Source organism: Enterobacter sp. SA187 (assembly GCF_001888805.2).
GTDB lineage: Bacteria > Pseudomonadota > Gammaproteobacteria > Enterobacterales > Enterobacteriaceae > Enterobacter_D.
In genome coordinates this window covers 721,985-741,861 of record NZ_CP019113.1, presented here as the reverse complement: position 1 = coordinate 741,861, position 19,877 = coordinate 721,985, and the positions used below count along the sequence as shown (strand labels likewise).

The 19,877-nt window shown below is 52.1% G+C and carries 23 protein-coding genes; 15 read left to right on the top strand and 8 right to left on the bottom strand.

The window, feature by feature from the left end; genetic code table 11:
- Positions 1-4: 4 nt before the first annotated feature.
- Together BMF08_RS03755 and slyD are read left to right on the top strand one after the other, a co-directional pair.
- On the top strand, positions 5-205 hold the full coding sequence (locus tag BMF08_RS03755; RefSeq protein ID WP_072571278.1) for a YheV family putative zinc ribbon protein: 201 nt from the start codon (positions 5-7) through the stop codon (positions 203-205).
- 94 nt (positions 206-299) lie between these two features.
- Positions 300-890 (top strand): peptidylprolyl isomerase, encoded by a 591-nt coding sequence (slyD, locus tag BMF08_RS03750; RefSeq protein WP_072571279.1) that lies wholly within the window; start codon positions 300-302, stop codon positions 888-890.
- A gap of 61 nt (positions 891-951) precedes the next feature.
- On the opposite strand, the gene BMF08_RS03745 is transcribed toward slyD, so the two are convergent.
- Positions 952-1,170 carry a protein SlyX gene (locus BMF08_RS03745; protein ID WP_072571280.1) on the bottom strand — a complete coding sequence of 73 codons (219 nt, stop codon included), beginning with the start codon at positions 1,168-1,170 and terminating at the stop codon, positions 952-954.
- Between the two features lie 229 nt (positions 1,171-1,399).
- Between BMF08_RS03745 and fkpA the strand changes: the two genes are divergently transcribed.
- From fkpA to bfr, 13 genes are all read left to right on the top strand, one after another.
- Positions 1,400-2,221, top strand: coding sequence for an FKBP-type peptidyl-prolyl cis-trans isomerase (gene fkpA / locus BMF08_RS03740; protein ID WP_072571281.1), 822 nt, complete (start codon positions 1,400-1,402; stop codon positions 2,219-2,221).
- A 210-nt stretch (positions 2,222-2,431) separates the two neighbouring features.
- On the top strand, positions 2,432-3,154 hold the full coding sequence (locus BMF08_RS03735; protein ID WP_072571282.1) for a helix-turn-helix transcriptional regulator: 723 nt from the start codon (positions 2,432-2,434) through the stop codon (positions 3,152-3,154).
- Positions 3,154-3,540, top strand: a complete 387-nt coding sequence (tusD, locus tag BMF08_RS03730; RefSeq protein WP_072571283.1) for a sulfurtransferase complex subunit TusD — start codon at positions 3,154-3,156, stop codon at positions 3,538-3,540. Before BMF08_RS03735 ends, tusD begins: the two co-directional genes overlap by 1 nt.
- Positions 3,540-3,899 (top strand): sulfurtransferase complex subunit TusC, encoded by a 360-nt coding sequence (gene tusC / locus BMF08_RS03725; RefSeq protein ID WP_072571284.1) that lies wholly within the window; start codon positions 3,540-3,542, stop codon positions 3,897-3,899. Before tusD ends, tusC begins: the two co-directional genes overlap by 1 nt.
- Before the next feature lie 7 nt (positions 3,900-3,906).
- The gene (gene tusB / locus BMF08_RS03720) at positions 3,907-4,194 is read left to right on the top strand and encodes a sulfurtransferase complex subunit TusB (RefSeq protein ID WP_072571285.1); all 288 of its coding nucleotides are present in this window, start codon (positions 3,907-3,909) and stop codon (positions 4,192-4,194) included.
- Between the two features lie 123 nt (positions 4,195-4,317).
- Entirely contained in the window at positions 4,318-4,692 is a 375-nt protein-coding gene (gene rpsL / locus BMF08_RS03715; RefSeq protein ID WP_003023654.1) for a 30S ribosomal protein S12, read from the top strand.
- Positions 4,693-4,787: 95 nt separating this feature from the next.
- Positions 4,788-5,258: a 30S ribosomal protein S7 gene (rpsG, locus tag BMF08_RS03710; RefSeq protein WP_072571286.1), complete on the top strand. Its 471-nt coding sequence runs from the start codon at positions 4,788-4,790 to the stop codon at positions 5,256-5,258.
- 94 nt (positions 5,259-5,352) lie between these two features.
- Entirely contained in the window at positions 5,353-7,467 is a 2,115-nt protein-coding gene (fusA, locus tag BMF08_RS03705) for an elongation factor G (protein WP_072571287.1), read from the top strand.
- 70 nt (positions 7,468-7,537) lie between these two features.
- Positions 7,538-8,722, top strand: coding sequence for an elongation factor Tu (tuf, locus tag BMF08_RS03700; RefSeq protein ID WP_105310573.1), 1,185 nt, complete (start codon positions 7,538-7,540; stop codon positions 8,720-8,722).
- A 439-nt stretch (positions 8,723-9,161) separates the two neighbouring features.
- Entirely contained in the window at positions 9,162-11,393 is a 2,232-nt protein-coding gene (locus BMF08_RS03695) for a glycosyl hydrolase family 18 protein (RefSeq protein ID WP_072571592.1), read from the top strand.
- Positions 11,394-11,533: 140 nt separating this feature from the next.
- Complete coding sequence (gene bfd / locus BMF08_RS03685; RefSeq protein WP_072571590.1) at positions 11,534-11,728, top strand: bacterioferritin-associated ferredoxin; 195 nt, start codon at positions 11,534-11,536, stop codon at positions 11,726-11,728.
- A gap of 462 nt (positions 11,729-12,190) precedes the next feature.
- Complete coding sequence (locus BMF08_RS03680) at positions 12,191-14,476, top strand: glycoside hydrolase family 18 protein (protein WP_072571589.1); 2,286 nt, start codon at positions 12,191-12,193, stop codon at positions 14,474-14,476.
- Positions 14,477-14,590: 114 nt separating this feature from the next.
- Positions 14,591-15,064 carry a bacterioferritin gene (gene bfr / locus BMF08_RS03675; RefSeq protein ID WP_072571588.1) on the top strand — a complete coding sequence of 158 codons (474 nt, stop codon included), beginning with the start codon at positions 14,591-14,593 and terminating at the stop codon, positions 15,062-15,064.
- Between the two features lie 38 nt (positions 15,065-15,102).
- Here bfr and BMF08_RS03670 read toward each other — a convergent pair whose 3' ends face one another.
- From BMF08_RS03670 to gspH, 7 genes are read right to left on the bottom strand one after another with little or no spacing between them, the layout of a single operon-like run.
- Positions 15,103-15,882 carry a prepilin peptidase gene (locus BMF08_RS03670; RefSeq protein WP_072571587.1) on the bottom strand — a complete coding sequence of 260 codons (780 nt, stop codon included), beginning with the start codon at positions 15,880-15,882 and terminating at the stop codon, positions 15,103-15,105.
- Complete coding sequence (gene gspM, locus BMF08_RS03665) at positions 15,875-16,342, bottom strand: type II secretion system protein GspM (protein WP_072571586.1); 468 nt, start codon at positions 16,340-16,342, stop codon at positions 15,875-15,877. The genes BMF08_RS03670 and gspM overlap by 8 nt, the downstream gene beginning before the upstream one ends.
- Complete coding sequence (gspL, locus tag BMF08_RS03660; protein ID WP_072571585.1) at positions 16,339-17,457, bottom strand: type II secretion system protein GspL; 1,119 nt, start codon at positions 17,455-17,457, stop codon at positions 16,339-16,341. Before gspL ends, gspM begins: the two co-directional genes overlap by 4 nt.
- Before the next feature lie 13 nt (positions 17,458-17,470).
- A complete protein-coding gene (gene gspK, locus BMF08_RS03655; RefSeq protein WP_072571584.1) occupies positions 17,471-18,457 on the bottom strand; it encodes a type II secretion system minor pseudopilin GspK in 987 nt (328 codons plus the stop codon).
- Positions 18,454-19,023 (bottom strand): type II secretion system protein GspJ, encoded by a 570-nt coding sequence (locus BMF08_RS03650; RefSeq protein ID WP_072571583.1) that lies wholly within the window; start codon positions 19,021-19,023, stop codon positions 18,454-18,456. The genes gspK and BMF08_RS03650 overlap by 4 nt, the downstream gene beginning before the upstream one ends.
- On the bottom strand, positions 19,007-19,390 hold the full coding sequence (gene gspI, locus BMF08_RS03645) for a type II secretion system minor pseudopilin GspI (RefSeq protein ID WP_072571582.1): 384 nt from the start codon (positions 19,388-19,390) through the stop codon (positions 19,007-19,009). Before gspI ends, BMF08_RS03650 begins: the two co-directional genes overlap by 17 nt.
- Positions 19,387-19,875: a type II secretion system minor pseudopilin GspH gene (gene gspH / locus BMF08_RS03640; protein ID WP_072571581.1), complete on the bottom strand. Its 489-nt coding sequence runs from the start codon at positions 19,873-19,875 to the stop codon at positions 19,387-19,389. Before gspH ends, gspI begins: the two co-directional genes overlap by 4 nt.
- Positions 19,876-19,877: the final 2 nt, after the last annotated feature.

Below are 19,877 nucleotides of genomic sequence, written 5' to 3'. Positions count from 1 at the left end.
AATTATGACAATACGTAAACGCTTTATCGCCGGTGCGAAATGCCCGGCCTGCCAGGCGCAGGATACGCTGGCCATGTGGCGGGAAAATAATGTTGATGTCGTTGAGTGTGTTAAGTGCGGTCATCAGATGCGCGAAGCGGATAAAGAAGCCCGCGAGCATGTTCGCAAAGAAGAGCAAGTGATCGGCATTTTTCATCCGGACTAGCGATATACCCCAGCTTTTTTTATGCTTAAGGGTACACAGGGGCAGAATTCCGTTACAATCTGCGCCAGCAATTTTCCCACGCTCAGGAGATATCATGAAAGTAGCAAAAGACCTGGTGGTCAGCCTGGCCTATCAGGTACGTACAGAAGACGGTGTATTGGTTGATGAGTCTCCGGTGAGTGCGCCGCTGGACTACCTGCACGGTCACGGTTCCCTGATCTCTGGTCTGGAAACCGCGCTGGAAGGTCACGAACCTGGCGACAAATTTGATGTAGCTGTTACCGCAAACGAAGCTTACGGTCAGTACGACGACAATCTGGTACAGCGCGTACCGAAAGATGTCTTCATGGGCGTTGACGAGCTGCAGGTTGGCATGCGTTTCCTGGCTGAAACTGACCAGGGTCCGGTACCGGTTGAAATCACTGAAGTGGAAGACGATCACGTTGTGGTTGACGGTAACCATATGCTGGCCGGTCAGAACCTGAAGTTCAACGTTGAAGTGGTTGCCATTCGTGAAGCAACGGCAGAAGAACTGGCTCACGGCCACGTTCACGGTGCCCACGATCATCATCACGACCATGAACACGGTGACGGTTGCTGCGGCGGCCATGGCCACGATCACGGTCATGACCACGACCACGGTAAAGGTGGTTGCGGCGGTCACGGCGGCTGCGGTTGCCACTAATGCGTTAGCGCTCCGGCGCTGTACGATCAAAAAAGCGGGATCTTCCCGCTTTTTTTACGCCTTAATAGTGGGGCGGCGGCGTCTCTTCTGACTGGGACGCGATGTGCGATGGCTGGCTGGCTTTGAGTTTGTCTGCCATCAAACGCAGATGCTCGCGCATTTTCGCCATCTCCAGTTCATGGGCGGTGACCGTGAGGTTGAGTTCTTCAATGGTTATTTCCTGAAAAGCCAGACGACTTTCCAGTTCTGCCAGTCGCGCTTCCAGCGTCATTTCCTGCATCATTCACCTCTTTTGTCGTCGTTGTTATCGGGCCAGGCGGCGGGCGGATTCTACTGAAGTTTACGCCCTCGCGCAGCAACCGGACGTCCTGAAGAAACTAATTTAAACAAAAATAGTCTCAAAAGAAGCGATTATCGGGGAAGTCCATATGTTGATTTTCTCCGCAACGTTTTATAGTACGCTTCTTAATAAGTTAACAAGGGGGATCCCCCCGGCCCTGGAGAAATGGATGAAATCACTGTTAAAAGTAACGCTGCTGGCAACGACGATGGCTGTCGCATTGAATGCTCCGCTGACCTTCGCTGCGGATACCGCTGCGAAAGCCGCACCTGCGGCAGACAGCAAGTCTGCATTCAAAAATGATGACCAGAAATCGGCTTATGCGCTTGGCGCATCGCTGGGTCGTTACATGGAAAACTCCCTGAAAGAACAGGAAAAACTGGGTATCAAGCTGGATAAAGATCAGCTGATCGCGGGTGTTCAGGACGCCTTTGCTGATAAGAGCAAATTGTCCGATCAGGAAATTGAACAGACCTTACAGGCTTTCGAAACGCGTGTGAAATCTTCTGCTCAGGCGAAGATGGACAAAGACGCAGCAGATAACGAAAACAAAGGTAAAGCTTACCGCGACACCTTTGCTAAAGAGAAAGGCGTGAAAACCTCCTCTACCGGCCTGCTTTACAAAGTAGAGAAAGAAGGCACCGGCGATGCGCCGAAAGACAGCGACACCGTAGTCGTGAACTACAAAGGTACGCTGATCGACGGTAAAGAGTTCGACAACTCCTACACCCGTGGCGAGCCGCTGTCATTCCGTCTGGACGGCGTGATCCCAGGCTGGACTGAAGGCCTGAAAAACATCAAGAAAGGCGGCAAAATCAAGCTGGTTATCCCACCGGCGCTGGCTTACGGTAAAAACGGCGTTCCGGGTATCCCGGCTAACTCCACCTTGGTCTTTGATGTTGAGCTGTTAGACATCAAACCAGCACCGAAAGCGGAAGCGCAGGCGGAAGCCGCACCGGCTGAAAAAGCAGCTGACGCGGATAAGAAGTAAGCACGCTGAAAGCCGCCGCCTGAATGGGCGGCGGTTTTTTATTGCAGGGCCGATATATACTCTACCTGACGCGTCTGTGTCCTACAGCGCCGCGGAGTTAATTAACGCTGGCAAGCATTGCCCGCGCTGTATTAACTTAGTTGTCCGTGTAAATGATGAGCCTGCCCTGAAAAGTTAACGACAGGCTCCTGAAAAGGAGTGTTTTTTTTCATGTCCAGGTCGCTATTAACCAACGAAACCAGTGAGCTTGATTTGCTGGATCAACGTCCCTTCGATCAGACTGACTTCGATATCCTCAAATCCTACGAAGCGGTAGTGGACGGGTTAGCGATGCTCATTGGCTCCCACTGTGAAATTGTATTGCACTCGTTGCAGGATCTTAAATGCTCCGCCATTCGCATTGCTAACGGTGAACACACCGGCCGCAAAATCGGATCGCCGATCACCGATCTTGCCCTGCGTATGCTGCATGACATGACCGGTGCGGATAGCAGCGTCTCCAAATGCTATTTTACGCGCGCCAAAAGCGGCGTACTGATGAAGTCTGAAACTATCGCCATCCGCAACCGTAACCAGCGGGTTATCGGTTTGCTGTGTATCAACATGAATCTCGATGTGCCGTTCTCACAGATTATGAGCACCTTTGTGCCGCCGGAAACGCCGGACGTCAGTTCGTCCGTTAACTTCGCCTCCTCGGTGGAAGATCTGGTCACGCAAACGCTGGAGTTCACCATCGAAGAAGTTAACGCCGATCGCAACGTCTCTAATAACGCAAAAAATCGTCAGATCGTTTTGAATCTTTACGAAAAAGGCATTTTCGATATCAAGGACGCCATTAATCAGGTGGCAGACCGTCTGAACATCTCCAAGCACACGGTTTATCTCTATATTCGCCAGTTCAAAAGCGGCGATTTCCTGGGGCAAGAGAAGTAATGCGTTTCGCCATTCTCGTCACAGGCCCTGCCTATGGCACGCAGCAGGCCAGCAGCGCGTGGCAGTTTGCCCGGGCGGTGCTGGCTGCCGGTCATGAACTGGTCAGCGTGTTTTTCTATCGTGAAGGCGTTTATAACGCCAATCAGCTTACTGCCCCGGCCAGCGATGAATTCGATCTGGTGCGTGCCTGGCAACAGTTGCAGACGGAGCATCAGGTGGCGCTGCATATCTGCGTGGCGGCCGCGCTGCGTCGTGGCGTGACGGACGAAACCGAAGCCCGCCGTCTGGGACTGTCCGGCGCGAATTTACAGCCGGGCTTTGTGCTGAGCGGCCTGGGCTCGCTGGCAGAAGCCGCGCTGACCTGCGATCGAATGGTGCAATTCTGATGAAATCTGTCGCTTTTGTGTTTAAGACTGCGCCGCACGGCTCAGCGGCAGGACGGGAAGGGCTGGATGCGCTGCTGGCGATGTCGGCGCTGACTGAAGAGATCGGCGTCTTTTTTATCGGCGATGGCGTATTCCAGTTGCTGAAAGAACAGCAGCCCGCTGCGATCCTGGCGCGTGACTACATCGCCACCTTCAAGGTGCTGCCATTATATGACATCGAACAGTGCTGGCTGTGCGCGGCCTCGCTACGGGAGCGGGGCTTATCCGCCTCCACGCCGCTGATCCTGGACGCACAGGCGCTTGAACCGGATACGCTGCGTGCCCGGCTCAATGATTTTGATGTGGTTATGACGTTCTGAGGCCCTTATGCTGCATACCTTGCACCACTCTCCCTGGCAGTGTGATATGACCATGCTACTGCGTACCATGCAGGCCGGGGACGATCTCTTACTTTTGTCCGACGGGGTAGTTGCTGGCATTGAAGGCGGGCATTACCTTGATTTACTGCTGGCCGCCCCCATATCGGTTCATGCGCTCAACGAAGACGTCGTCGCGCGCGGCCTTTCTGGTCAAATTTCGAACAATATTGCCAGGGTTAGCTATACTGAATTCGTCAGCCTGACGGTAAAACATGCCGTTCAGATGTCCTGGTAGTGTGGATCGCTGTATATTTCTTGACACCTTTTCAGCACAGCTCTAAAATTCTGCGTCCTCATATTGTATGAGGTCGATTTATTACGTGTTTACGAAGCAAAAGCTAAAACCAGGAGCTATTTAATGGCAACAGTTAACCAGCTGGTACGCAAACCACGCGCTCGCAAAGTTGCAAAAAGCAACGTGCCTGCGCTGGAAGCATGCCCGCAAAAACGTGGTGTATGTACTCGTGTGTACACTACTACCCCGAAAAAACCGAACTCCGCACTGCGTAAAGTTTGCCGTGTTCGTCTGACAAACGGTTTTGAAGTGACTTCCTACATCGGTGGTGAAGGTCACAACCTGCAGGAGCACTCCGTGATCCTGATCCGTGGCGGTCGTGTAAAAGACCTCCCGGGTGTTCGTTACCACACCGTTCGTGGTGCGCTCGACTGCTCCGGCGTTAAAGACCGTAAGCAATCACGCTCCAAGTATGGCGTGAAACGTCCTAAGGCTTAATGGTTCTCCGTTAAGTAAGGCCAAACGTTTTATATTAATGTCAAACTAAACTCTTTGAGTTTTGGACAATCCTGAATTAACAACGGAGTATTTCCATGCCACGTCGTCGCGTCATTGGTCAGCGTAAAATTCTGCCGGATCCTAAGTTCGGATCAGAACTGCTGGCTAAATTTGTAAATATCCTGATGGTAGATGGTAAAAAATCTACTGCAGAATCCATCGTCTACACTGCTCTTGAGACCCTGGCTCAACGTAGCGGTAAAGGCCACCTGGAAGCGTTCGAAGTTGCTCTCGAAAACGTGCGTCCGACTGTAGAAGTTAAGTCCCGTCGCGTTGGTGGTTCAACTTATCAGGTTCCAGTTGAAGTACGTCCGGTTCGTCGCAATGCTCTGGCAATGCGTTGGATCGTTGAAGCTGCTCGTAAACGCGGTGATAAATCCATGGCTCTCCGCCTGGCGAACGAACTTTCTGATGCTGCAGAGAACAAAGGTACTGCAGTTAAGAAACGTGAAGACGTTCACCGTATGGCAGAAGCCAACAAGGCGTTCGCACACTACCGTTGGTAATCCCTTCGGAGTATTAGTCACCAGGCGGGCGCTTCATAAAAGCTGCCCGCTTTGGGCTACTTAAATTGAACGCCAAAGGCAATAGAGGAATCAAATGGCTCGTACAACACCCATTGCACGCTACCGTAACATCGGTATCAGTGCGCACATCGACGCCGGTAAAACCACTACTACCGAACGTATTCTGTTCTACACCGGTGTAAACCATAAAATCGGTGAAGTTCATGACGGCGCAGCAACTATGGACTGGATGGAACAGGAGCAGGAGCGTGGTATCACCATTACCTCCGCTGCGACTACCGCATTCTGGTCTGGTATGGCGAAGCAGTATGAACCGCATCGCGTAAACATCATCGACACCCCGGGCCACGTTGACTTCACCATCGAAGTAGAACGTTCCATGCGTGTTCTTGACGGTGCTGTAATGGTTTACTGCGCAGTTGGTGGTGTTCAGCCGCAGTCTGAAACCGTATGGCGTCAGGCAAACAAATATAAAGTTCCGCGTATTGCGTTCGTTAACAAAATGGACCGCATGGGCGCTAACTTCCTGAAAGTTGTTGGTCAGATCAAATCCCGTCTGGGCGCGAACCCGGTTCCGCTGCAGCTGGCGATTGGTGCTGAAGAAGGCTTCACCGGCGTTATCGACCTGGTGAAAATGAAAGCCATCAACTGGAACGATGCCGACCAGGGCGTGACCTTCGAATACGAAGACATCCCTGCGGACATGGCTGACCTGGCTGAAGAATGGCACCAGAATCTGATCGAATCTGCTGCTGAAGCTTCTGAAGAGCTGATGGAAAAATACCTGGGCGGCGAAGAGCTGACCGAGGAAGAAATCAAATCTGCTCTGCGTCAGCGCGTTCTGAACAACGAAATCATCCTGGTAACCTGTGGTTCTGCATTTAAGAACAAAGGTGTTCAGGCGATGCTGGATGCGGTAATTGATTACCTGCCAGCACCGACAGACGTACCGGCAATTAACGGTATGCTGGACGACGGTAAAGACACGCCGGCTGAGCGTCACGCAAGTGATGACGAGCCGTTCGCTGCTCTGGCGTTCAAAATTGCTACCGACCCGTTCGTGGGTAACCTGACCTTCTTCCGCGTGTACTCTGGCGTGGTTAACTCCGGTGATACCGTAGTGAACTCCGTTAAAGCTGCTCGTGAGCGTTTTGGCCGTATCGTTCAGATGCACGCTAACAAACGTGAAGAGATCAAAGAAGTTCGCGCGGGCGACATTGCTGCGGCAATCGGTCTGAAAGACGTGACTACTGGTGATACCCTGTGTGATCCGGAGCATCCGATCATTCTGGAACGTATGGAATTCCCGGAGCCGGTAATCTCCATCGCCGTAGAACCGAAAACCAAAGCTGACCAGGAAAAAATGGGTCTGGCTCTGGGCCGTCTGGCTAAAGAAGACCCGTCTTTCCGCGTATGGACTGACGAAGAATCTAACCAGACTATCATCGCTGGTATGGGTGAACTTCACCTGGACATCATCGTTGACCGTATGAAGCGTGAGTTCAACGTTGAAGCTAACGTGGGTAAACCTCAGGTTGCTTACCGCGAAGCGATTCGCGCGAAAGTTACCGACATTGAAGGTAAACACGCTAAGCAGTCTGGTGGTCGTGGTCAGTACGGTCACGTTGTGATCGACATGTACCCGCTGGAGCCGGGCTCAAATCCGAAAGGTTATGAGTTCATCAACGACATTAAAGGTGGTGTGATTCCTGGCGAATATATCCCGGCCGTTGATAAAGGTATCCAGGAGCAGCTGAAGTCTGGTCCGCTGGCTGGTTATCCGGTAGTAGATCTGGGCGTGCGTCTGCACTTCGGTTCTTACCATGACGTTGACTCCTCTGAACTGGCGTTTAAACTGGCTGCGTCTATCGCCTTTAAAGATGGCTTTAAGAAAGCAAAACCTGTTCTGCTTGAGCCAATCATGAAGGTTGAAGTAGAAACGCCGGAAGAGAACACTGGTGACGTCATCGGTGACTTGAGCCGTCGTCGTGGTATGCTGCGCGGTCAGGAATCTGACGTGACTGGCGTTAAGATCCACGCTGAAGTTCCGCTGTCTGAAATGTTCGGATATGCGACTCAGCTGCGTTCTCTGACCAAAGGTCGTGCATCATACACGATGGAATTCCTGAAGTATGATGATGCCCCGAACAACGTTGCTCAGGCCGTAATTGAAGCCCGCGGCAAATAAGCCCAGGTTTTAAAACATTGATCCCGTGCTCCCTCCTTGAGGGGGGAGCACTATAGTAAGGAATATAGCCGTGTCTAAAGAAAAATTTGAACGTACAAAACCGCACGTTAACGTGGGCACCATCGGCCACGTTGACCACGGTAAAACTACTCTGACCGCTGCAATCACTACCGTTCTGGCTAAAACCTACGGTGGTTCTGCTCGTGCATTCGACCAGATCGATAACGCGCCGGAAGAAAAAGCTCGTGGTATCACCATCAACACTTCCCACGTTGAATACGACACCCCGACTCGCCACTACGCACACGTAGACTGCCCGGGCCACGCCGACTATGTTAAAAACATGATCACCGGTGCTGCTCAGATGGATGGCGCAATCCTGGTTGTTGCTGCGACTGACGGCCCGATGCCGCAGACCCGTGAGCACATCCTGCTGGGTCGCCAGGTAGGCGTTCCGTTCATCATCGTGTTCCTGAACAAATGCGACATGGTTGATGACGAAGAGCTGCTGGAACTGGTAGAGATGGAAGTTCGTGAACTGCTGTCTCAGTACGATTTCCCGGGCGACGACACCCCGATCGTACGTGGTTCTGCACTGAAAGCGCTGGAAGGCGAAGCACAGTGGGAAGAGAAAATCATCGAACTGGCTGGCTACCTGGATTCTTACATCCCGGAACCAGAGCGTGCGATTGACAAGCCGTTCCTGCTGCCTATCGAAGACGTATTCTCCATCTCCGGCCGTGGTACTGTAGTAACCGGTCGTGTAGAGCGCGGTATCGTTAAAGTGGGCGAAGAAGTTGAAATCGTTGGTATCAAAGATACTGCGAAATCAACCTGTACTGGCGTTGAAATGTTCCGCAAACTGCTGGACGAAGGCCGTGCTGGTGAGAACGTAGGTGTTCTGCTGCGTGGTATCAAACGTGAAGAAATCGAACGTGGTCAGGTACTGGCTAAGCCGGGTTCCATCAAGCCGCACACCAAATTCGAATCTGAAGTTTACATTCTGTCCAAAGATGAAGGCGGCCGTCATACTCCGTTCTTCAAAGGCTACCGTCCGCAGTTCTACTTCCGTACAACTGACGTGACTGGCACCATCGAACTGCCGGAAGGCGTTGAGATGGTAATGCCGGGCGACAACATCAAAATGGTTGTTACCCTGATCCACCCGATCGCGATGGACGACGGTCTGCGTTTCGCAATCCGTGAAGGCGGCCGTACCGTTGGCGCGGGCGTTGTTGCTAAAGTTCTGGGCTAATTGCCGCTGAACTTAACCTTTCGGGGTTAATGTGACATGAATGCCAGCCACTTATGTGGCTGGCATTTTTTTTTCCTGTTTATTGGCTGTTTTAATCCCTCTCATCCCTTTACGGCGCGTTTAACAACGGCGCTTAATATAAATAATCAAATTTTTGTATATTATTTTCTTTTGTAATAAATAAACTATTCTTCCAGCTGATGCTTTTATTGTGTGCGTTAACGCTTAGGCGAAAATGATAAATATCGCAAATATCAAATTAAGGAAAACCTTAATATTTATTATTAATATCTTAATTTTAAAGGAAAGGTTAATTGATCCCTTGAGTAAACACTGAAACAATAAAAGTGAGAGTATGAGGTCCTGAATTTTTTATTACTACTTTCACCAAAAAGTATTAAGTATGAGTTTCATGAATATATTAAAGAGGGATTTTACCATGCATTTTAAAAAGCATACCCTGGCGCTATTAATGGCGCTGGCATGTACCCCCTTCGCCGCATCTGCGGGTACACTAACCGCGAACGATCAAACGAATACCATTAGCGGACTTGACGCCAGCCAGATGTTATCTAAGGACAATGGAAATACCTGGCTGGCGTACAGCACCGAGAATCAGAATAACTTCCCGGGTAATGTCGTGGTCATGGTGGCCGTAAAAGACGACAAGGTAATTAATTCTCAGACCTATGATCCATCCCAGTCTTACCCTACAGCAGGCACGGTGGTTCGTTACAATGGTTATTACTGGACCAGCCAGTGGTGGGTAAATCCAGGTGAAATGCCCGGCAGCAATAGCGTATGGCTGCAGGGTAAGGAAGTGAAAATCAATACTCTGGCGACCTTTACCTTCACGCCTTATACCGGCCAGGCAGCCGTGGATTTTCAGAATGAGCAAAAAGGGAAAGTGGCTGCACAACGAAAAGTCTATGGTTACTTCCCGGAGTGGGGCGTGTATGACGCGCATAAGAACTTTACCCCGGATAAAATTGATTATACTGGCATTACGCACCTGAATTATGGCTTTGCGGTGGTTAAGCAGGGCGTTGTAGTGACACATGACACCGAAAAAGGGCCTGGTTTGATGCGCGAGCTGGATCAGCGCACGGAGCTGGCGGGCGTAACCAATATTCTCTCCGTGGGTGGTTGGAACAACTCCGAAGAGGGCCAGTTTGAAGCTGCAACCGCCACTGATGCAGGTATCGAAAAGCTGGCTAACAGCATTGTCTCTTACATGATGACCTGGGGATTTGATGGCGTTGATATCGACTGGGAGTACCCGGATACCGACGCCGAGAAAACCCAGTTCACCAGGCTGATTAAGTCCCTGCGCACTAAACTGGACGCCGAGGGTGTAAAAGAAGATCGCTACTATCAGCTTTCTGCCGCGGTAACGGCAAACCACAATAAGATCCAGTATATCAATCCGGCTGAGACGGTACCGCTGCTTGATTCGGTTAACGTCATGTCTTATGACTTCCATAGCGCATTTGATCCGATCACTGGCCACAACTCACCGTTGTTCGCCAACAGCAAGGATGCCGATCTGGAATTCAACTCAGCATCGGCAATGACCGCCTACAGCACCACCTGGAAAGTGCCTAAATCTAAACTGATGATGGGACTGGCCTGGTATGGACGTGGTTGGGGCAACGTGGAACCCACCGAAATTGTGAAGGGGTTGCCAGGGTTGTTTGCGCCGGGCACGGCTACTATACATGGCCAGTGGGATGACAACGGACAGTACACTGGTACCAACCCATGGTATTACCTGAAAGGTCTGGTGAATAACGGTCAGTATACCCGTTATTGGGATCCTGAATCGCGAGTGCCTTATTTGTACAATAGTGCAACTAAAGAGTTTTTGACTTACGACGATCCGCAGTCAATCCGGGAAAAAGTTGATTACATCAATCAGGAAGGCTACGGCGGCGCTATTGTCTGGGATCTGAGCGGCGATACGCCGGAGCATGAACTGGGCAACATTGTGAAAGAGATCATCACGACGCCTGCGCGTGATCCGGATCTGAAAGGGTTGTTTGTCACCCTGTTTGATAATCAACAGCGTGTCGTTATCAACCTCGATGCGTCTAAGTTGTCTCCTGGTAATGCCTACCGTGTGGAAGTTGACGGGCAGTATCTCTTCTCCACGGAAGGGGCAACAGCTTACTACTCATATCGCTACAACTACGGTAAAGAGGTGTCTTTACGCACAGGTAATGCGGCTTATATCCTGCACCCCGGGGCCAAAATCACTGTTAAACGTACTCAGCCTAACCCAGCCGTCATCGGCGAGCTGATCGTTACCGAAGATATGCTGCAAGGAAATAATCCGGTTGTTAACGACGGCGACGTTAAATCCTTGAAAGTTATCCAGGAAAATAATATTCCCTACGTTCTTGTCGAGTTTGCAAAAGATAAGCTGAAGAGTGCCGACGGCTCATCTTATATTGCGAAAGTTATCGATGATGACAAGAAAAAAGGGAATTACATTTTCAGTTGCGACAATGGTTCCTGTTTTTACAGTTCCGTCAGTGATAAGGGCGACACTATGGTTGTGAAATCAGATGAGCGGGATATCTCCGTAGGCGAAACTGTGGTGGTTGAGCGTACCTCCCCGAATCCGGCGACCATTGCAAAAATTGTCGTTACTGCCGATATGCTGAAATAACAGCTTGTATAAAATGTTATGCCGCCTGCTTGCAGGCGGCTTTTTTACGTTGTGCCCTGTTCCATACCACCCTCTTTTCTGGCATTGAAATCATAACCATTCTCATTTACAATCTGGGTAGATTTTGAACGGGAGTGCATATGTACATTTGTCTGTGTAATGGCGTGAGCGATAAAAAGATCCGTCAGGCGGTACGCCAGTTTAGTCCTCAGTCATTTCAGCAATTGAGGAAGTTCATACCGGTTGGCAATCAGTGCGGGAAGTGCGTACGTGCGGCGCGTGAAATCATGGAAGATGAGCTGATGAAGCAACCTGAGTTTAAAGAAATCGCCTGAGTTCCTGTCACTACTGCGAAGCTGCCTGTTGCAAATTACCGTCTGCAGACAGCGTCGTGCTATGTCCCTCTGTTTAGCCTTTCTCTTATCCCCTGCAATCGTATTACCGTTCTAATAAGAAATAACTTATTTGGACATTACATTTAGTAAATTAAAAATTCTTTTTGTTGCTTAATTTATATAATTTCCCATTTCGTTAATATTTCATCCGAAAAATAAATTATATGTCATTTCTTGCTGAATAATGCTTTTTATTGTTTTTAAGAATAAATTCCGGGCTAATTTCCTATTTGCTGGTATTGCAGGCCTATTTTGTAGGCCCGTTGCTTCGGGAGTGCTATAACGTTGCTGATAGTGAAAAGTGTAACTGCTGGCACTACTTCATTGCGTCTGACTCTGTATATCACTATCACTGTTTTCAATGAATCGACAGAACGGACAACAATATTAAAGGAACTTATTATGCACCTTAATAAAATTATGGGCGCACTGTTGCTTGCAACAGTGGGTTTCCCATTTGCAGCATCGGCTGCAACATTAATCGCTAACGATCAGACTAATACCATCACAGGCCTGGATGCCAGTCAGATGCTTTCGAAAGACAACGGCGCCACCTGGATTGCTTACCAGAATGAAAATCAAGATAACTTTCCGGGCAATGTGACCGTTACCGTCGCGGTAAAAGACGATAAGGTCATTGAGACGCCAATATACGATCCGAGCCAGTCTTACCCGACGACCGGAACAGTTGTTCGCTATGACAACCACTACTGGACCAGTAAGTGGTGGGTAAATCCTGGTGAATATCCGGGTGTTGACAGCGTCTGGGAGAGAGGTACTGAGATAAATATCCAAACGCTGGGTATATTCGACTTTACGCCTTATACCGGTCAGGCGGCGATTGATTTCCAAAACGAACAGAAAGCGAAAGTTGCCGGACAACGTAAAATTTACGGCTATTTCCCGGAATGGGGTGTCTATGACGCGCACCGTAATTTTACGCCGGACAAAATTGATTACAGTAAGATCACCCACCTGAATTACGGCTTTGGTATTGTGAAAAATGGTGAAGTCATCACCCATGATACTGAGCAAGGTCCCGGTCTGATGAGAGATCTGGATAAGCGTACCGAAGCCGCAGGCGTCACCAATATTATTTCTGTCGGGGGCTGGAATAACTCGCTGGAAGGAGAATTTGAAACCGCGACCGCCACGGATGCTGGTGTCGAGAAGCTGGCTAATAGCATTGTCAATTATATGCTGACCTGGGGCTTTGACGGGGTGGATGTTGACTGGGAATATCCGGATACCGAAGCGGATAAAAGCCAGTTTACTAAACTGATTAAGTCGTTGCGCAGCAAACTCGACGATCAGGGCATTAAAGATGATAAATATTATCAGCTTTCCGCAGCTGTTACCGCCAGCCACAGTAAGATGCAGTATATCAATCTGGCGGAAAACACGGCGCTGCTCGATTCTGTCAACGTTATGGCCTATGACTTCCACGGCTCATTCGATCCGATCACCGGTCATAACGCGCCGCTTCATGCCAACAGCAAAGATGAAGATCAGAAATTCAATACCGCGTCTGCAATGACGGAATATGCCACTACCTGGCAAGTGCCAAAGAATAAACTGATGATGGGTATCCCCTGGTATGGACGCGGCTGGGGCAACGTGGAGCCGACCGAAATAGTGAAAGGCCTGCCGGGTCTGTTTGCACCGGGTACCGCGACTGTTCATGGCGCGTGGGATGATGATGGTCAGTTTACGGGTACTAACCCCTGGTATCGCCTGAAAGAGATGTTAGCCAGCGGCGATTATACGCGTTACTGGGATCCGGAAGCGATGGTGCCTTATCTGTATAGCAGCAAAACCAAAGAGTTTTTTACCTATGACGATCCTCAGTCGGTGCGCGAGAAAGTTAATTACATTAAGCAGCAGCAATTTGGTGGCGCTATCGTCTGGGATCTGAGCGGCGATACTGAAACGCACGAGCTGGGCAACATTGTCGCCGATGTCATTAAGGAGGACGTCGCTCCGAACATTACTCATTTTCAGTTGGGCCGGGTTATTCCAAACAGTGCAGATGCAGGGTTCAAATGGACAATGAGCCGCGATTTTTATGAAAATAAAAAACTGCGATTCACGATGCCGACCCCGACCGATCACAGTAACTATGTCGCTATCATTAACGTGAAAGGGAGTAAGAATTACTGTGAGAGTGAGAATAAACCCGATAGCGATACGGTTGTTTTCTGCCTGAATACAGGGGTATTCACTGAGCCAGGAGTAGTGGCAAAACTCGTTGATGATAATGACCCGAGCAATGTTTACGCCTCTCTGGAGGTGACTCAGGAACAACTGAATACAGCGGAGAGCAGCGATATCGTTGATACCTACATTAAAAATATCAACGGCAAACTGGAATATAGTGTGATCGCTGACATAAGCCTCGTCCATAGTCGGCAATATCTCAACATGTATATCGATCATAAAGATCAAACTGGTAAGGTGACGGGATCGACTTTCGTAGGATCGTTTTACAAAATGGATCAAGTCAATACGGGGACCTCGGCGGCCATGCTAGGGGACTTGCGCAATAATCGATACTTAAGCGCTACCAGTGAGAATCCAAAAGCGGGCGATGAATATGTCTTTGCGCTTGCAGATGGCTCTCAACCCGATTCTGCCCGCCTGAAGGTGCTGACAAGCATGACGGTCACACCTCAGATGCTGCAAAAATAAGAGTATAAGTCTTAACAACCAGAGCCTGCTTAACCGCAGGCTCAGCCGTTTGCATAGCGCAATTTTTCGACGTTCTACTACGCTTGTAGGTAGTGGAAGCGGAGGAACGATAAAATGAAAGGTGATGTTAAGATAATAAATTATCTCAATAAATTATTGGGAAACGAGCTTGTCGCAATCAACCAGTATTTCTTACATGCACGCATGTTTAAAAACTGGGGCCTCAAACGTCTTAATGACGTCGAATACCATGAATCCATTGATGAAATGAAACACGCCGATAAATATATTGAGCGTATTTTGTTCCTTGAAGGGATCCCCAATCTCCAGGACCTGGGCAAACTCAACATTGGTGAAGATGTTGAAGAGATGCTGCGTTCCGATCTTGCGCTTGAATTAGATGGGGCGAAGGATCTGCGCGAAGCCATTGCCTGGGCGGACAGCGTTCATGACTATGTCAGCCGTGACATGATGATTGAAATTCTGGCCGATGAAGAAGGGCATATCGACTGGCTGGAAACGGAACTGGATCTCATCCAGAAAATGGGCATTCAGAATTACCTGCAGGCCCAGATCCGCGAAGAGTAAGCATTATCCACAGAGCGGCGACAGTTCGCCGCTCTGCTTCAGTATATTTCCCACCCCAACAACTGTGCGCTGAAAATAACCCATCCCGCCAGCCCCAGCCAGGGACCGAAGGCGATTTGTGGAACCTGCGTACCCCGCGTCAGGCGCAGCGCCATCCAGCAGACAATCCCCATCAGTGACGCGCCCAGCAGCACCGTCGGTAACGCCTGCCAGCCACTCCAGGCTCCCAGCGCCCCCAGCAATTTCGCATCCCCAAGTCCCAGCCCTTCTTTACCGGTTATCAGCCGGTATATCCACCACACCAGCCACAGCGAAAGGTAGCCTGCCACCGCGCCGAACAGCCCATCCGTTAAGGTGTTCTGCTGATACAGCGCATGATAAAGCATACCGAGCCAGATCAACGGCTGCGTCAGCCGGTCCGGCAGCAAGTACGTGCGGGCATCGATTTGCGCCAGCGCCAGTACAAACCAGAACAGCAGCATCACGGCAAAGGCATCGGCATGGTCCGGGAACAGCGCGGCAATCAGCGCGAAAGCGACGCCGCAGGTCAGTTCGGTCAGAGGATAGCGAGCGGAGATGGGCTGCCGGCAGTCCCGGCAGCGGCCATGCAGCAACAGCCAGCCGAGCAGCGGAATGTTATCCACGTACCTTATGCGGTGCTGACAATGCGGGCAGTGCGAGGGCGGCCAGGCGATATGCCAGTTTGCCGGGCAGTCGTTCTCCATCATCAGCGGCAGACGGTAAACCACCACATTCATAACGCTGCCGGTAAGTAACCCTACCAGCGCCAGCATTGCGACGTACGTTTCGTTAATCATGCGTGCCTGCCTGAGCGAATTCGAGTGTTGCAATGGTGATGCTGTCCGGCGCGCTGCCTGCGCTGAACGCTAATCGAGATACCTGCAAACCCCGGTTTTGCATCTCATCCAGCCAGCTGAAAAATGCGCTGCTGCTGGCAGCGGAAAGCGCGACGGTAAAACGACCGGGCGTGGCTGGCGTCACCACCACGTTCAGACCCGCCTGCGCCGCGCTGTGCTGTATCAGCGTCGGGACGTCACCGGTCAGCAGCTGGCTGCCCACCAGTCCGCTGCGCTGTGCGGCCTCGCTCACCCACTGGATCTCGCTTTTCAGCCGGGCGTATTCCTGCTGTTGTTGCAGGATGGCTTTGTTCAGCGGCTGTAGTACGCCGTACCAGAACGCCAGCAGCAGGCTGAACAGCGCGAGCAGCATCAGGCTGCGTTTTTCGCCAGCGCTTCTTGATTGCCAGAAAGAATTCATTTGCGCTCCTTTAAGCTGATCTTCACACCGTCCGGTTGTTGCAGAACGGTATATTCACCGGCGGCCTGGGCCATAAATCCGCTGAGCTGTCCGGCATCGTTCGCGTTGAGGATCGCCTCAAAACGGTGAGTATCGAGATCGTAACTGACATGGCTTAGCGTCAGCCCCGGCCAGGGCTGTAACTTTTCCTGAAGCTGCGTCAGCAACGTCAGCACGTCCGGATGACGGTTTTTAACGGAGGAGGCGAAGAAAAATTTGAAGTTATTACTGCGATCCTCGCCGGGAAAATAGCGGCTCCACAGCGTCCGTCCTTCGGATACCAGCGCCTGTTTTTGCTGATGCAACTGCCAGAGCGTCAGCCCTTTCAGACCGAAAAAGAGCGCCATTGCCAGGCCTGTCATTACCGCTGCGCCATATTTCAGCGCGCGTGGCGCCTGTCTCACAGGCCGGGCCGGGCGAAACGCGCCCTGAATGAGGTTAACCGCAGGCAGGGTGTCAGCGTCGTACCAGTGTCCGGGCTCCTGAATATATTCAACCGCGGTGTGCTCCACCGGAAATGGGCTGGCGCTCACGACAGGCATCTCCGGGCAGGAGCTGAGCAAATGACCTAGCAGCGCCTCGTCCAGCACGCCCGTTTTCCAGGCGTCGTAACGGATCATCCACCGCGACGCCTCCTGACTCAGACTCCAGCCGTTCGCCACATGAGGCAGCCAGAAACCATCCGGCACCATATGGGTGAGCGTCACGCCCGCCACCGAGAACGCCGCCAGCATCTCCGCGAGGGCGCGCCGGGCGATCCCCGCCAGATGCAGCGTATTCTCTTCCCGGCAGAGTACCGTCCACAGCAGATCGTCGGCGTTGCCGGTTACGCTGTCTTCCACCAGCCAGCTCAGGGTTTGCGGCGTAATTTTGTAATTTGCAGCAGGAAGTTCGGCGCGGCGAAAACAGAGGTATTCCGGCGACAGCAACAGGCAGACGGTATCGGCGGGCGGCAGATGCGCCAGCGCGCCCGGCTGAAGATAGTCCTCCAGTTCGTGAAGCGTCGGCGCGGGTGTTTCACCGGCAATGCACCACACCAGTTTTCCTGGTAAAGGGCGTAAGATAATTTTCTGCACGAGGTAAATCCTTTTAATGCCCGACCGCCGCGCGTCGGCGGGCGGTGATAAAGAGTTGCGACTTTTTCGTATCAAATTCCAGATCGCTGATCGTGCCGCTGCGGCTCTCCCCCTGATCCACGATGGTTTCCAGCCGGAAATACTGGCTGGTGGTGGCAGCGATATTTTTAAACGCCTCCAGTTCTTCCTTGCGTCCCGGAAAGGATTTTTCGATGGATGCTTTCAGCGCGGCAATGCTCGTCCAGCCCTGACGCTTCTGTTTATCAAACAGGGCGCGAATGTCGCTGACCTGCACGGCGTTATTCAGCATCGCCGCCAGCAGAGGCGCATCTTTACGCGTCAGAGTGCTGATGTTGATCTTCAGCTCATCGTTCGGCAGCGCACACGTAAAAGGGATGAGCTGCTGGTACAGCGCAGGCGTCATACCTTTGATCTGACGGAGTTCGCTTACCGAATACAGGCGGCGTCCGCCGATGGTATGGGGATCGCCACTGGTGCGGTAATAGTCGTTTTCCGCACCGGCACGGCGCGGCGTTTCATCGCTGTCGATATAATCAGCAATGGCGTCGATAAGCGCTTCGGCTGGTGCGCCGGTCACGCCAAGATTGGCGAGCAGGGCGGTAAAGACCTGTACGCTGGCGGGCACGTCCGCCATGATGTCAGTGGGCGCATTCACCAGCGCATTGATGTTAAAGCAGGCCTGGCGGTCAGTCAGTTGCCAGTTGATGGTCTCGCCGCTGGCAAGCGACAGCCGCTGTGGCTGCGCCCACAGCTGATCGCGCGTCAGCAGTTTGGCGTTATCGCGCAGATCCTGCGCAAGCGTCAGCATCGCCTGATGCTCAGCCAGTCCTAGCAGCCAGTTCTGCTGCAACTGTTGCCGCGTATAACCGGTGCGCTTGATATTGATCTGATAGCGCAGCGTCATTTCACTGGCCAGCGCGGCCATGATTGCCAGGATCATCAACACCACCAGCAGCGCCACGCCTTTTTGCGATCTCATGGCGTGCCTCCGTTGCGGCGGTTTTCCGGCAGCAGAAGCAGGCGCGTGATCGTGCCTGACCCGTTGATATTGATTTCGGCTTCAATCGCCCTCGGGTATTCCCCGGGCGGAAGCGTGGTCACCACGGCATCCTTAAGGTAATAACGCAGGGTAAAGGCGTTCACGTCCGTCAACATGGGCTGCGTGATGGACGGCTGCTCATCCTCCGGATAGCGCCAGATGGCGCGGTAAAGGGAGTGATTTTTAAGCGACCACTCTACGCGCTGCAGATCCGGCGCGCAGCAGATGTCCGGCATGTCATTGTTGCTGGCGGTGGTGAGCATCAGACGGCTTTTTTCGCCCTCCGGCGGCATCAGCGGCACGATCTGCCAGACATCTTTATCCAGCAGATTGACCGCGCGAACCAGGGTCGCAAAACGTTGCTGATGCTGTTTCGTCACCTCATTGCTGTTTACCGTTGCCCTCAGTAACTGGCCGGTGAGCAGGCTGAGCACCGCAAAGAGCGCAATCGCCAGCAGCACTTCCAGCAGCGTGAAGCCGGTCTGTGCTTTAGCGTGTCGGGGCATCGGCGGCTCCTTTCTCTGCGGGCACATAGCGGCGGAGCCGCATTTTCTGCCCGTTATCAATAGAAACTTCCGCCGTTAATAGCTGCATACCCGGCACGTCCGATGCCGACGCCGTTAGCGTCCATGTCCAGCTTCGTTGGCCCATCTGGCTTTTACCCTGCGCGGTTGCGGCCAGCGGTGTGGCGGATAGCTGCTGCTTTTTCAGCACATTATCGGCAACCCAACTGGCGAACACCTGCTCTTCCATCTTGGAGGTGGCGGCGATTTGCCCGCTCAGGCTGTTGATCAGCGTCAGCGAGACGGAGGCGAAGATCACCAGCGCCAACAGCACTTCCAGCAGGGTCATGCCGGACTGCTGGCGGCTCATGGTGTTGCTCCACTGCTGAATTGCAACGGCAGGCCGCCGGTGCTGGTCAGAGTAAAGAGTACTGCCTGGCTTTGCCGATCCTGGATTTGCAGCGTAAAGGGCGTGATTTCGCCGTCCGGACGGATAAGGATTTGCGGCGTCCCGGCGGCCTGTCTGGCCAGAGAGGCGGGCGAGAGCGTGACCCGCCAGCTGTCGTGCCAGTCGCCTTCGGTCGCCAGCCGGAAATAGTTTTCAGGGGGCTGCCAGCGGTTACGTACTGGCGTCACAATGCGCCAGCCCCGTTCACGGATCTCAATACCCGCGCTGCGGTCTTCCATGGTTGACCAGTCAGCGGTGTATTCCATCAGCGCCGCCAGTTGCTCACCGGCGGTGATGGCTTTTTTGCGATCGTCGTCGCTCACCATCATCACCAGCGTGGCGCTTAACGCCAGCAGCGTCAGCACCAGTAATATTTCCAGCAGGGTAAATCCTTTTACCGCCTTCATGG